Source organism: Streptomyces boetiae (assembly GCF_031845405.1).
Classification (GTDB): Bacteria; Actinomycetota; Actinomycetes; order Streptomycetales; family Streptomycetaceae; genus Streptomyces; species Streptomyces boetiae.
On record NZ_JAVREN010000005.1, the window covers coordinates 13,438 to 27,306 of the forward strand.

General features: G+C 74.8%; 9 protein-coding genes and 1 pseudogene. 4 read left to right on the top strand and 6 right to left on the bottom strand.

The window, feature by feature from the left end:
• The first annotated feature begins 10 nt into the window (after positions 1–10).
• From RM780_RS04770 to RM780_RS04780, 3 genes are all read left to right on the top strand, one after another.
• Entirely contained in the window at positions 11–1,801 is a 1,791-nt protein-coding gene (locus RM780_RS04770; RefSeq protein ID WP_311629363.1) for a tetratricopeptide repeat protein, read from the top strand.
• Positions 1,802–2,078: 277 nt separating this feature from the next.
• Complete coding sequence (locus RM780_RS04775) at positions 2,079–3,059, top strand: purine-nucleoside phosphorylase (RefSeq protein WP_311629205.1); 981 nt, start codon at positions 2,079–2,081, stop codon at positions 3,057–3,059.
• Positions 3,060–3,157: 98 nt separating this feature from the next.
• Positions 3,158–4,672 (top strand): NCS2 family permease, encoded by a 1,515-nt coding sequence (locus RM780_RS04780; protein ID WP_311629206.1) that lies wholly within the window; start codon positions 3,158–3,160, stop codon positions 4,670–4,672.
• Between the two features lie 93 nt (positions 4,673–4,765).
• On the opposite strand, the gene RM780_RS04785 is transcribed toward RM780_RS04780, so the two are convergent.
• From RM780_RS04785 to RM780_RS04800, 4 genes are all read right to left on the bottom strand, one after another.
• Positions 4,766–5,440, bottom strand: coding sequence for a TetR/AcrR family transcriptional regulator (locus RM780_RS04785; protein ID WP_311629207.1), 675 nt, complete (start codon positions 5,438–5,440; stop codon positions 4,766–4,768).
• Positions 5,441–5,448: 8 nt separating this feature from the next.
• On the bottom strand, positions 5,449–6,258 hold the full coding sequence (locus RM780_RS04790) for an enoyl-CoA hydratase family protein (protein WP_311629208.1): 810 nt from the start codon (positions 6,256–6,258) through the stop codon (positions 5,449–5,451).
• Between the two features lie 67 nt (positions 6,259–6,325).
• Positions 6,326–7,486: an acyl-CoA dehydrogenase family protein gene (locus RM780_RS04795; protein WP_311629209.1), complete on the bottom strand. Its 1,161-nt coding sequence runs from the start codon at positions 7,484–7,486 to the stop codon at positions 6,326–6,328.
• The gene (locus RM780_RS04800; protein WP_311629210.1) at positions 7,483–9,648 is read right to left on the bottom strand and encodes an ATP-binding protein; all 2,166 of its coding nucleotides are present in this window, start codon (positions 9,646–9,648) and stop codon (positions 7,483–7,485) included. Before RM780_RS04800 ends, RM780_RS04795 begins: the two co-directional genes overlap by 4 nt.
• A gap of 170 nt (positions 9,649–9,818) precedes the next feature.
• Between RM780_RS04800 and RM780_RS04805 the strand changes: the two are divergent.
• Positions 9,819–11,021 (top strand): annotated as a pseudogene (locus RM780_RS04805) (RNA-guided endonuclease InsQ/TnpB family protein); the annotation flags it as partial.
• A 14-nt stretch (positions 11,022–11,035) separates the two neighbouring features.
• On the opposite strand, the gene RM780_RS04810 reads toward RM780_RS04805, so the two are convergent.
• Positions 11,036–12,634, bottom strand: a complete 1,599-nt coding sequence (locus RM780_RS04810; RefSeq protein WP_311629212.1) for an acyl-CoA carboxylase subunit beta — start codon at positions 12,632–12,634, stop codon at positions 11,036–11,038.
• Positions 12,631–13,845 (bottom strand): acyl-CoA dehydrogenase family protein, encoded by a 1,215-nt coding sequence (locus RM780_RS04815; protein WP_311629213.1) that lies wholly within the window; start codon positions 13,843–13,845, stop codon positions 12,631–12,633. Before RM780_RS04815 ends, RM780_RS04810 begins: the two co-directional genes overlap by 4 nt.
• Positions 13,846–13,869 lie beyond the last annotated feature (24 nt).

Here is a 13,869-nt window from a genome sequence, read left to right on the forward strand (position 1 = left end):
TATGGACCTTATGGGGGACAAGGCGAGGTTCGAGAGCAGCCGTACGGCCGCGCGCGAGGGCGCGCGGCTGCTGCGCCTGGGCGACATGGACCGCGCCGAGGCGCTGCTGCGCGCCGCGGCGGCCGAGGGCGAGCGTTCGGCCGCCAACAATCTCGGCGTGCTGCTGCACCAGTCGGGCCGCGGCCAGGAGGCCGGCGAGTGGTGGCGGATCGCGGCCGTGGCCGGCTCCGCCCCCGCCGCCCACGCCCTGGGCCGGTACCACCGCGAGCGCGGCGACGAGGTCGCCGCCGAGTACTGGCTGCGCCAGGCCGCCGAGTCCGGCCACGCCTCCGGCGCCTACGCCCTGGCCGACCTCCTCGACCACCGCGGCGCCCCCGGCGCCGAGCGCTGGTTCCGTGCCGCCGCCGAGTGCGGCCACCGCGAGGCCGCGTACCGGTACGGCTGCCTGATCGCCGAGGGCGCCATCGCCCGCCTGGGCGAGGGCGGCGCGCCCGGCGCGAACACCGCCGAGCCCTGGTTCCGGCAGGCCGCCGCCCGCGGCCACCGCCGCGCCGCCCTGCGCCTGGGCGCGCTGCTGGAGGAGCGCGGCGAGGTGACCGAGGCCGGCCGCTGGTACGTGGCCGCCGCCGAGGCGGGCGAGGCCCGGGCCGCGAGCGCGCTGGGCTTCCTGCTGCGCGACGCGGGCGACCGCTCCGGGGCGGAACGCTGGTGGCTGCGCGCCGCCCGCGACGGTGACGGCCCGGCGGCCAACGCCCTGGGCGCGGTCTACGCGGAGCGCGGGCAGCGGCAGGAGGCGGAGCGCTGGTACCGGGCCGCCCTGGACGCGGGCGACATCAACGGCGCGTTCAACCTCGCGCTGCTGTGCGCCGGCCAGGGCCGCACGGCCCAGGCCGAGCAGTGGTACCGGCGCGCCGCGTACGCGGGCCACCGGGAGGCGGCGAACGCCCTGGCCGTGCTGCTGCTGCAGCGCGGCGACGCGGCGGGCGCCGAGCCGTGGTTCTCCAAGGCCGCGGAGGCGGGCAGCGTGGACGCGGCGTTCAACCTCGGCATCCTGCACGCCGGGCGCGGCGAGGTGGTCCAGGCGCGGCGCTGGTACGAGCAGGCCGCCGAGGCCGGGCACGCCGAGGCCGCGCTCCAGATGGCCGTCGACCTGCTGCGCGCGGGGCGGCGCGGCCCGGACACCGGCACCGGCCGGGACGTCGGCCCCGGCCGGGGCTCCGACGCGGGCCCCGACACCGGCACCGGCCGGGATGTCGGCGCGGACCCGGACACGGGCACCGGCCGGGACCTGCCGGACGCGGCCGGCCACGACCAGGCGGTGGCGTACCTGCGCCGGGCGGCCGAGGGCGGCAGCGTGGAGGGCGCGTTCCGGCTCGCCGTGCACGCCGAGCGCACCGGCAGCGGCGAGGAGGCGGACGCGTGGTACCAGCGCGCCGCCGACCGCGGACACCGCCGCGCGCAGGTCCGCCTCGGCATGCGGGCGGCCTCCCGCGGCGACGTGGTGGAGGCCGCGCGCCGGTACCGCGAGGCGGCCGAGGCGGGCAGCCGCAACGGCGCGTTCAACCTCGGGCTGCTGCTGGCCCGCGAGGGCAGTGAGCCGGAGGCCGCGGTGTGGTGGACGCGCGCCGCCGAGGCCGGGCACGGCCGCGCCGCGCTGCGCCTGGCGCTGCTCGCCTCCCGCCGGGGCGACCTGGCGGGCGGCGGCGACTGGTGCACCAAGGCGATGGCCCTGGGCCCGGCCGAGGTCGCCGAGCGCGCGGCCCGGCTGCGCGACGCGCTCCACCAGGAGCTGACGGCCTGACGCCTTCCGCGGCGGCCCGCCGGGGCCCCGCCGGGGCAACATCCGACGGCCCGCCCGCGCCGACTCCCCGGCGCGGGCGGGCCGTTGGGCGCCCCACGCCCGGGGCGGCCCCGCACGAGCCCGCCGCCCCTGGACCTCCGCAAGCCATGAGATTCGAATTTCATGCAGCGGAAACGTCCCCGTGACCCGCGCCGCTAGGGTTCAACAAAGCGTTGAAGTGCACGCCCCCGTCCCCCCGGTTCCGTGCCCTCCCCCCGTCGCGAACGGAGACCACACCATGTCAGGCATCCTGCGCCGGTGGCGGCTGCCCCTCGGCATAGCCGGGGCCCTCGCCGCCCTCCTCGCCGCCCTGGCCACCGCCCCCGCCTCAACGGCCGCCGGCTCCGCCGGGCGTTCCCCCGGCCACCGCCCCATCGACGTCGAGGTGCTCGTCATCACGATGTTCCAGGCGGAGACCGCGCCCTGGCTCCAGAACGAGAGCCTCCCCCTGAGCGTCGAGGTCCCCGGCGCCTACAGTCCCGTCCGCTGCAACCGCCAGGGCCTGTGCGTCCTGACCACCGGCATGGGCAAGTCGAACACCGCCGCCACCATGACGGCCGTGCTCCAGAGCTCCCGCTTCGACTTCGACGACGCCTACTTCCTCTCCGCCGGCATCGCCGGCACGCCCCCCTCGCAGGGCACCCTCGGCTTCGCCGCCTGGGCCCGCTGGGTCGTCGACTACGACCTCGGCCACCACCTGCTCACCGAGGAGGCCCCCGACATCCCCCACGGCTACCAGGAGATGGGGGCCGAGAGCGCCGTCTTCCGGCTCAACGACCGCCTGGTCGACCTCGCCTACCGGCTGACGCGCGACATGGAGCTGACCGACAGCGAGGTCTCCCAGGAGGTCCGCAGCCACTACCCCGGCCAGGAGGGCGTGGAGCCCTACGTCGCGGTGTGCGACACCGTCACCGGCGACAACTACTGGTCGGGCGCCGGCCAGTCGGCGCGCGCGCAGTACATCACCGACCTGCGCACCGAGGGCCAGGGCACGTACTGCACGACGCAGATGGAGGACAACGCCACGGCCACCGTCCTGGACCGCCTCGGCCTGCTGGACCGCTACCTCAACCTCCGCACCGCCAGCAACTTCGACCAGCCCTACCCCGGCCAGACGGTCTCCGAGCACCTGGACTCCAACTCGGGCGCCTTCCGCACCTCCGTCACCAACGCCTACCTCGTCGGCTCCCGGGTCGCCGACCACCTGCTGCGCCGCTGAGCGCCCCGGGGCGGGGCGCCCTCTCCTCCCTGGCGCCCCGCCCCTCCCCAGCCCGCCCGCGCTCCGTCCCGGAGCGACCGCGAGAAAGCCCCGAGACCATGACCGCTGAGACCCCGCCCGCCTCCCCGACGGCCGACAGACCCCCGACGCCCCCGCCCCCCGCCGGCACCGGCCCCCTGGCCGCCCTCGACCGGTACTTCAGCCTCACCGCCCGCGGCTCCACCTGGTCGCGCGAGATCCGCGGCGGCTTCGCCACGTTCTTCACCATGGCCTACATCGTGGTGCTCAACCCGCTCATCGTGGGCACCGCCCCCGACGAGACCGGCGCGGTCCTCGGCATCCCCGCCGTGGCCGCCGTGACGGCCCTGGTCGCCGGGGTGATGACGATCGCGATGGGCGTGGTCGGCCGTTACCCCTTCGCCCTGGCCACCGGCCTCGGGCTCAACGCCTTCGTCGCCACCAGCCTCGCCTCCCAGATGACCTGGGCCGACGCCATGGGGCTCGTGGTGCTGGAGGGGCTGATCATCACCGTCCTGGTGGTGACCGGCTTCCGCACGGCCGTCTTCCACGCCATACCGGCCCAGCTGAAGACCGCCATCGGCGTCGGGATCGGCCTGTTCATCGCCCTCATCGGCCTGGTGGACGCCGGGTTCGTCCGCCGGATGCCCGACGCGGCCGGCACCACCGTGCCCGTGCAGCTCGGCTCGGGCGGCACCCTCAGCGGCTGGCCCGTGCTGGTCTTCGCCGTGGGCGTGCTGCTGCTGGCCGTGCTGCTGGTCCGCAAGGTCCCCGGCGCGATCCTGCTGGGCATCGCCGCAACGACCGCGCTGGCCGTCGTGGTCGAGGCGACGGCCGGGCCCGGGCCCACCTTCGGCGCGGACGGCTCGGTGAACCCCAGCGGCTGGAGCCTGGTCGTGCCCGAGCTGCCCGACCGGATCGTGGACACGCCGGACTTCGGGCTGCTGGGCGAGTTCAGCCTGCTCGGCTCCTTCGAGCGGGTCGGGGCCGTGGCCGCGCTGCTGTTCGTCTTCACGCTGCTGCTGGCCGACTTCTTCGACACCATGGGCACGGTCGTCGGCGTCGGCGCCGAGGCCGGCCTGCTCGACAAGGAGGGCCGCCTGCCCGGCATCGGCCCGGTGCTCTTCGTGGACTCCCTGGCCGCGGTCGCCGGCGGCGCCGCCTCCACCTCCTCCAACACCACCTACATCGAGTCGGCCGCGGGCGTCGGCGAGGGCGCCCGCACGGGCATCGCGAGCGTGGTCACCGGCGTGCTGTTCCTGCTGGCCACGCTGTTCACGCCGCTGGTCTCGGTGGTGCCCTCGGAGGCGGCCGGGGCCGCGCTGGTCGTCGTCGGCTTCCTGATGCTGACGCAGATCACCGCGATCGACTTCCGGGACTACGGCATCGCCATCCCGGCCTTCCTGACGATGGTGGTCATGCCGTTCACCTACTCGGTGACCAACGGCATCGGCGCCGGGCTCGTCAGCTACGTCGTCATCCGCGTCTGCCAGGGCCGCGCCCGGACCATCCACCCGCTGCTGTGGATCGTCGCCGCGCTGTTCCTGGCCTACTTCGCGATCGTCCCGCTGGAGGACCTGCTCGGCGTGGACTGACCCCGCGCGGGACGTTGAACGGCCGGGGCTGCGGCGGCCGTTCAACGTCCCCCCTGGCACCGGCCGTTCAACGTCTCTCCGCGCCGCCGCCGTTCAGGCTCGCGTGCGCCGCGGCAGCGTCGCGTCGAGGACGCCCGCCCACTGGCGGATGATCCGCTGCCGCCTCCGGCTGTCGTCCGTCAGCAGGCTCGCCAGGCCGAAGCCCCGCGCCATGTCCAAGGTGGCCTGGATCATCTCCCGCACGCCCGGCTCGGATTCGTCCACGCCCAGCAGCCGGACCGCGGCCTGGTGCACCATCCGGCCCGTGCGGGCCTCCAGCGGCACCACCAGCTCCCGCAGCCGCGGGTCGGCCGAGGCCGCCACCCACAGCTCCAGCGCGGCGCGGAAGGGCACGCCGATGAACCAGCTCACGATCAGCCCCAGAACGGCCTCCGTGCCGAGCGTGCCCACCTCCACCGCGTCCAGCTCCCGCCGGATCTCCTCCGCCCGCGCCCGCGTCACGTGCTCAACGGCCGCCGTGATCAGAGCCTCCCGGGTCGGGAAGTGGTGCTGCGCCGCGCCGCGCGAGACCCCGGCCCGCTCGGCGACCACCGTCACCGTGCTGCCGGTCCACCCCAGCTCGACCAGGCACTCCACGGCGGCGTCCAGCAGCCGCTGGCGCGTGGCCCGGCTGCGGTCCTGCTGCGGGGCGCGCCCGGAGGCTCCCGCGGGGGAGCCCGGCGCGAGGGAGGTGGCCGGCCCGGCGGGCGGGGCATCGTGCGAGGGCATGGGCTCCATTATGGAGCGTGCCCGGCCGCCCACCGGGGCCGCCGCCGCTCCAGCCAGGCCGTCAGCCCCTCCCGCGCCTCCTCCGAGCGGAACAGCCGCGCCGACAGCGCCGTCATCTCCTCCCCGTGCTCCGCGAACGCCCGCAGCACGCCCCGGGTGGTCAGCGCCTTGGTCTCGGCCAGGCCCTGCGGGGAGCAGGCGCGGAACGCGTTCAGCAGCGCGTCCAGTTCGGCGTCCAGGCCGTCCGGGCCGTCGGGCGCCGAGGTGATCAGCCCGATGCGTTCGGCCGTCGCCGCGTCGAAGCGCTCCCCGGTCAGGTAGTACCGGGCGGCGGCCCGCCCGGAGAGCCGGGGCAGCGTCGTCAGCGAGATGATCGCCGGGGCCAGGCCCAGCCGTGCCTCGGTGAACGCGAAGGTCGAGCCCGGCCCGGCCACCGCCAGGTCGCAGGCCCCCAGCAGCCCGAGCCCGCCGGCCCGCACGTGCCCGTCCACCCGGGCGACCACCGGCTTGGGCAGCTCCACGATCCGGCGCAGCAGCGCCAGCAGCCGGGCCGTCCCCTCGGCCGGGTCCGAGCCGCTGAGGTCGGCCCCGGCGCAGAACGTCCCGCCCGTGTGGGTGAGGACCGCGACCCGCACGCCGGGGTCGGCCGCCGCGGCGGCCAGGCCCTCCGCCAGCTCGCTCATCAGGCGCGGGGAGAGGGCGTTGCGGTTCGCGGGGGAGTCGAGGGTCAGTGTGGCAACGCCCTGCGCCGCCGCGTACCCGACCAGCGCCGGGCGTTCGGCCTCCTGCGCCTTCTCCTGTGCCGCCTGCTCTGCCATCTTCCTCGGGCCTTTCCGTGGGTGCGTTCCGTGGTGAGGGGAGCCGACCTCAGTAGGACTTGGGGAGTCAGTAGGACTTGGGGAGGTCGAGCGAGAACTGTGCCACGAAGTTCAGGATCATCTCGCGGCTGACGGGCGCGATGCGCGAGACCCGCGCCGCCGAAAGCAGCGAGCCGAGCCCGTACTCGGAGGCGAGGCCGTTGCCGCCGTGGGTCTGCACGGCCTGGTCCACGGCCCGGATGCTTGCCTCGGCGGCGGCGTACTTGGCCATGTTCGCGGCCTCGGCCGCGCCCATCTCCTCGCCCTCGTCGCAGAGCACGGCGGCCTTCTGCATCATCAGCCGCGCCAGCTCCAGCTCGATCCGGATCTGGGCCAGGGGGTGCGCGACGCCCTGGTGCGCGCCGATGGGCGCGTCGCGGAAGACGCGCCGCTCCTTGGCGTACCGGACGGAGGCGTCCAGCGCGTACCGGCCGATGCCCACGGCGAAGGCGGAGGCGAGGATGCGCTCGGGGTTGAGGCCGGCAAAGAGCTGGGCCAGCGCGGCGTCCTCCTCGCCGACCAACGCCTCGGCGGGCAGCCGTACATCGTCGAGGAAGAGCGCGAACTGCCGGTCCGGCATGGTGACGTCCATGCCGATGGGCCGGTACTCGAAGCCGGGCGCGTCCGTGGGCACGGCGAACAGCACGGGCTTCAGCTTCCCCGTCCGCGCGTCCTCCGTGCGGCTCACGATCAGCACGTGACTGGCCTGGTCCACGCCGGAGATGAACACCTTCCGGCCCGTCAGCAGCCAGTCGGCGCCGTCCCGGCGCGCGGTGGTGGTGATGCGGTGGGAATTGGACCCGGCGTCGGGCTCGGTGATGCCGAAGGCCATGATCGAGGAGCCGTCCGCCAGGCCGGGCAGCCAGCGGCGCCTCTGCTCCTCGGTGCCGAACCTCGCGATGACCGTGCCGCAGATGGCGGGGGAGACCACCATCATCAGCAGCCCGCAGCCGGCGGCGCTCAACTCCTCCTGCACCAGCGCGAGATCGTAGATCCCGGCGCCCCCGCCGCCGTACTCCTCGGGGAGGTTGACGCCGAGGTAGCCCAGCTTGCCGGCCTCCTCCCACAGCTCGGACAGCGGCTGGTGCTCGCGCGCCTTGGCGTTCGCGTAGCCGAAGCCGTAGCGCGCGCCGAGTTGGGCGACGGCCGCCCGCAGCGCCCGCCGCTCCTCGCTCTCGGTGAAGTTCACGACGTCTCCTCCTGCTCGTTGCCCGACTTCCCGCTGTCCGACTTGTCGTCGCCCGGCCGCTCGCCGTCCGGCCGCTCCTCGTCCGGCTTCCCGGGCCGGACGACGCCCAGCAGGGCGCCGACCTCGACCCGCTCGCCGACGCCCACGGCCAGCTCCGCCAGCACCCCGTCGTGCGGGGCCTCGATCCGGTGCTGCATCTTCATCGCCTCCAGCCACAGCAGCGGCTGCCCGGCCGCCACCGCCACCCCGGCCGCAACGCCCTCCGCGAGCGCGGTGACCGTGCCCGGCATCGGCGCCAGCAGGGCGCCGGGCGCGGCGGCGGCTTCCGCCGGGCCGGCGAAGCGGGGAACGGCCGTCAGCGCGACCGGCCCCAGCGGAGAGTCGACGTGCACCTCGCGCCCGCCCTCGCCGTAGCGCGCCACGGAGAACGCCCGCCGCACGCCGCCGACCGCCAGCACCACGCGCCCGGGCGCGGCCTCGACCGGCTCCAGGCCCGCCAGGTCCTCGAAGCCCTCGGCCACGGCCAGGGCGCCGGAGCGGTCCAGCCGGTAGCCGACCGCCACCTCCTCGCCGCCCCGGGCGAGGTAGGCCGCGCGCTGCGGCCGGGAGGGGACGTTGCGCCACCCGGAGGGCAGCGTGCCCAGCGCGCGGGCGTCCGCGCGCCGGTGCGCGGCGTCCGCCAGGGCGGCGGCCAGCGCGGAGAGCCGGACGGCCACGGGGGAGGCCAGCGGGTCGGCCAGGCCGTCGGCCGCGTACCGTTCCAGGAAGCCGGTGTCGGTGTCCCCGACCAGGAACGCCGGGTGGCGCAGGACGTTGACCAGCAGGTCGCGGTTGGTGGGCGGGCCGTGCAGCTCGGCGCGGGCCAGGGCGGCGGCCAGCGCGGCGGCGGCCTCGGACCGTTCCGGGGCCCAGGCGATGACCTTGGCCAGCATCGGGTCGTAGTGGACGGTGACCTCGCTGCCGTCCGTCACGCCCGCGTCCAGCCGCAGCCCGCCGCCCTCGGGAACGGCGAACTCGGCCGCCACGCCGGGGACTCGCACGCGGTGGAACGTCCCCGGCTGGGGCCGCCAGCCGGCGCCGGGGTCCTCGGCGTACAGCCGCACCTCGATGGCGTGGCCGCGCGAGGGCGGCGGCTGCGGCGGCAGGGCCGCACCCCGGGCGATCCGAAGCTGCCAGGCGACCAGGTCCAGGCCGGTGGTGCACTCGGTGACGGGGTGCTCGACTTGAAGGCGGGTGTTCATCTCCAGGAAGAAGAACCGGCCGGTGGCCTCGTCGGCAAGGAACTCCACGGTTCCCGCGCCCCGGTAGCCGATGGCGCGGGCGGCCTCGCGGGCGGCCTCGAACAGCTCCTCCCGCATGCCGGGCCGCCGTTCCACCAGCGGGGACGGCGCCTCCTCCAGCACCTTCTGGTGGCGGCGCTGGATGGAGCACTCGCGCTCCCCGACCGCCCAGACCGTGCCGTGCGCGTCGGCGAGCACCTGCACCTCGATGTGGCGGCCCGCCGCGAGGTACGGCTCGCAGAAGACCGCCGGGTCCCCGAAGGCGGCCTCCGCCTCGGCGCGGGCGGCGGCCAGCTCGCCCGGCAGGGCGGCCAGGTCCGTGACGATCCGCATGCCGCGCCCGCCGCCCCCGGCCGAGGCCTTGATCAGCACCGGCAGGTCGGCCTCGGCGACCGCGCCCGGGTCGGTCTCGGCCAGCACGGGGACGCCGGCCCGCGCCATCAGCCGCTTGGCCTCGATCTTGCTGCCCATCGCGGCGATGGCCTCCGGCGGCGGCCCGATCCACGCCAGCCCGGCGTCCAGCACGGCGCGCGCGAAGCCGGCGTTCTCCGAGAGGAAGCCGTAGCCGGGGTGGACGGCGTCGGCCCCGGCCAGCCGCGCCGCCTCCACGATCCGCTCGCCGCGCAGGTACGTCTCGCCGGGCGCGGTGCCCGGCAGCGGCACGGCGGCGTCGGCCTCCGCGACGTGGGGGGCCTGCGCGTCGGCGTCGGAGTGGACGGCCACGCAGGACAGGCCCAGGGCGCGGGCGGAGCGGAAGACGCGGCGGGCGATCTCGCCCCGGTTGGCCACCAGGACGCTGCTGAACGGCCGGGGCAGGGCGTCCTCGGCCCGGGCCACGGCCGTTTCCGTCTGCGCGGTCGTGCGCGTCGTGTGCGTCGTCATCGCGGCCTTCCTTCGTGGATACCCCCGGCTTCAGCCGGGGGAGGAAACGAAGCTCCTGCGGAGCAGGGCAGGGACAGGCGGTCCGCCGCCAGGGCGGGCCGGCGTCCACCGCGCACCGGCCAACAGCCGCCATTCACAGGGGAGCTGATAGCGTGTGAGGCATGACCTAGCAGGTCAAGCGGGCTTTCAAGTACCGCTTCTATCCCACGGACGAGCAGGCGGCTTAGCTGTCGCGTACGTTCGGCTGCGTCCGGCTGGTGTACGACAAGGCGCTGGAGGAGCGCACGCGGGCCTGGTACGGCGAGCGGCGCCGCATCTCCTACGTGCAGTCCTCGGCCGCGCTGACGGAGTGGAAGAAGACGGTAGAGCTCGCGTTCCTGGCGGAGGTGTCCTCCGTTCCGCTCCAGCAGGCGCTGCGCCACCTTCAGACGGCGTTCGCCAACTTCTTCGCCAAGCGCGCCAAGTACTCCCGGTACAAGAGCCGGAAGAAGTCCAGGGCGTGGGCCGAGTACACCCGCAGCGCCTTCACCTGGCGCGACGGGCCACTGACTCTGGCGAAGATGTCCGCGCCGCTGGACATCCGCTGGTCGCGTCCCTTCCCGGAGGGGGCGGTACCGGCCACGGTGACGGTGTCCCGTGACAGCGCCGGGCGCTGGTTCGTGTCGATGCTGTGCGACGACCGCATCGCTCCGGCCCCGGCCACCACGAAGGCGGTCGGTATCGACGCGGGCGTAACCAGCCTCGTGACCTTGTCGACCGGGGAGAAGATCGTCACCCCGAAGCATGAGTGGCGTGACCGCGCCCGGCTGGCGAGGGCGCAGCGGGCGCTGTCGCGGAAGGCGAAGGGCTCGGCGAACCGGGGGAAGGCCCGCCGCCGCGTTGCCAGGATTTACGCGCGGATCGCTGACCGGCGCCGGGACTTCCTGCACAAACTGACCTCGCGTCTCGTCCGTGAGAATCAAACGGTCGTGATCGAGGACCTGACCGTCCGCAACCTGCTCAAGAACGGCACGCTCGCGCGGGCCATCAGTGACGCGTCGTGGACGGAACTCCGGTCGATGCTGGAGTACAAGTGCACCTGGTACGGGCGTGAACTCGTCGTGACCGACCGCTCCTTCCCCAGCAGCAAGCTGTGCGGGAACTGCGGCACGGCCCGCGAGAAGCTGCCCCTGAACGTCCGCACATGGACGTGCGAGGACTGAGGCACCACGCATGACCGCGACGTGAACGCGGCACGCACCGTCAAGGCGGCCGGGCTGGCCGTCTCGGCCTGTGGAGGCGGTGTAAGACCTCAACGGGAGTCCTCCCGGACGGGGCAGTCGTCGACGAAGCACGAAACCCAGCGGGCGACCGCTGGAACCCCTCGCCCTTGAGGCGGGGGAGGAAGTCAAGGGCGGAACACTCCGTATCCGGTGGCGCCCGCCACGGGCGCCGAGTGGACGGCGGACAGGGCCAGGCCGAGGACCGTGCGGGTGTCGCGCGGGTCGATCACCCCGTCGTCGTACAGCCGCCCGGAGAGGAACATCGCCAGCGACTCGCTCTCGATCTGGTTCTCCACCAGGGCCCGCATCTCCGCGTCCCCGGCCTCGTCGTAGGCGTCGCCGCGCGCGGCGGCGGCCTGGCGGGCGACGATGGAGATGACCCCGGCGAGCTGCGCCGGGCCCATCACGGCGGACTTGGCGCCCGGCCAGGTGAAGAGGAAGCGTGGCGCGAACGCCCGCCCGCACATGCCGTAGTTGCCCGCGCCGTAGGAGGCGCCCATCACCACGGTCAGGTGCGGGACGGCCGAGTTGGAGACCGCGTTGATCATCATCGCGCCGTGCTTGATGATCCCGCCCTGCTCGTACTCGCGGCCCACCATGTAGCCGGTGGTGTTCTGGAGGAAGATCAGCGGGGTGTCGGCCTGGTTGGCGAGCTGGATGAACTGCGTGGCCTTCTGCGCCTCCTCGCTGAACAGCACGCCGCGCGCGTTCGCCAGAATCCCCACGGGGTAGCCGTGCAGCCGCGCCCAGCCGGTGACCAGGCTGGAGCCGTACAGCGGCTTGAACTCGTCGAAGTCCGAGTCGTCCACGATCCGCGCGATCACCTCGCGCGGGTCGAACGGCAGCTTCAGGTCCGCCGGGACGATCCCCGCCAGCTCCTCCGGGTCGTGACGCGGCGGCAGCGCCTCGGGGTACGGAGCCGGCCCGGCCTTGCGCCAGTTGAGCCGCGCCACGATGGAACGCCCGATGCGCAGCGCGTCCGGCTCGTCCGCCGCCAGGTGGTCGGCCAGGCCCGAGGTGCGGGCGTGCATCTCGGCGCCGCCCAGCGACTCGTCGTCGGACTCCTCGCCCGTGGCCATCTTCACCAGCGGCGGCCCGGCCAGGAACACCTTGGCCCGCTCGCGCACCATCACCACGTGGTCGGACATGCCCGGGATGTACGCCCCTCCGGCCGTGGAGTTGCCGAAGACCAGCGCCACCGTGGGCAGTCGGGCCGCCGAGGAGCGGGTGATGTCCCGGAAGGTCCGCCCGCCGGGGATGAAGATCTCCTTCTGGCTGGGCAGATCGGCCCCGCCCGACTCCACGAGGTTGACCGTGGGCAGCCGGTTCTCGGCCGCGATCTCCGCCGCCCGGAACGCCTTGCGCAGCGTCCACGGGTTGCTGGCCCCGCCGCGCACGGTGGGGTCGTTGGCGATGATCATGCACTCGACGCCCTCGACCACGCCGATGCCCGTCACCAGGCTGGCGCCCACGGGGAAGTCGCTGCCCCAGGCCGCCAGCGTGGACAGCTCAAGGAAGGGCGAGTCCCGGTCCAGCAGCAGCTCGATGCGCTCGCGCGGCAGCAGCTTCCCGCGCTTGCGGTGCCGCTCGGTGTACTTGGGGCCGCCGCCGGCCAGCGCTTTGGCGTGCTCGGCCTCCAGCTCGGCCACCTTCGCCAGCGTCGCCTCCCGGCGCTCGGCGTACTCGGCCGAGCGCGGGTCCAGCGAGGACCGCAGGACCGTCATGCCGCACCTCCCTGCGGGGTGTAGCCGAGCCGGCGCCCGGCCAGTCCGGTCAGGATCTCGTTCGTGCCGCCGCCGATGCCCAGGATGCGCATGTCGCGGTACTGCCGCTCCACCTCGGCGCCGCGCATGTAGCCCAGGCCGCCGTGCAGTTGAACCGCCTGGTGGACGGCCCACTCCCCGGCCTCCACGGCGGTGTTCTTCGCGAAGCACACCTCGGCCGTCAGGTCCGGCTCGCCGGCCGCGGCCCGCCGCGCGACCTCCCGCGTGTACACGCGGGCCACGTCGATCCTGCGGGCCATCTCGGTCAGCGTGTGCCGCACGCTCTGCCGCTCGATCAGCGCGCGCCCGAAGGTCCGGCGCTCCCGGCACCAGGCGACCGTCACGTCCAGCGCCCGCTGCGCCGCCGCGTACGCCTGCACGGCCAGCAGCAGGCGTTCCCCCACGAAGGCCGCCGCGATCTGCGCGAACCCCGAGTGCTCGGCGCCCACCAGGTGCGTGGCCGGGACGCGCACGTCCGCGAACGACAGCTCGGCGGTGTCCGAGCACAGCCAGCCCATCTTCTCCAGCGGGCCGCTGACGGTGAAGCCGGGCGCTCCCTTCTCGATCACCAGCAGCGAGATGCCGCCGGCGCCGGGAACGCCGGTGCGCACGGCCGTCGTCACGAAGTCGGCGCGCACGCCCGAGGTGATGTACGTCTTCGCGCCGTTGACCACGTAGTGCGCGCCCTCGCGCCGGGCGGTGGTGCGCAGGCCCGCGACGTCCGAGCCGCCGTCCGGCTCGGTGATGGCCAGCGCGCCGATCCTCTCGCCCGCCAGCGTGGGCCGCACCCAACGGTCGAGCTGCGCCGGGTCGTTGGCCGCGATCAGGTGCGGCAGCGCGATGCCGGAGGTGAACAGCGCGGGGAACAGCCCGCCGGCCGCGCCCGTGGCGTGCCACTCCTCGCACAGCGTCACCAGGTCCACGGCGTCCCCGCCGCCCCCGCCGACGCGCTCGGGGAACGCCAGCCCCAGCAGGCCGAGTTCAGCCGCCCGCCGGTGCAGCTCGCGCGGGACCTGCCCCGCACGCTCCCACTCGTCCTGGTGCGGCAGCACCTCCTCGGCGAGAAACCGCCGCACGGCGGCACGCAGCGCCCTGCGCTCGGGCGTGCGGAACGGATCGCCGCCGCTCACGGGCGTTTCGCTCGCGAGGGCGTCGCTCGCTGTCCTGCTCACAGCACCTCCTCGATCGCTTCTCCG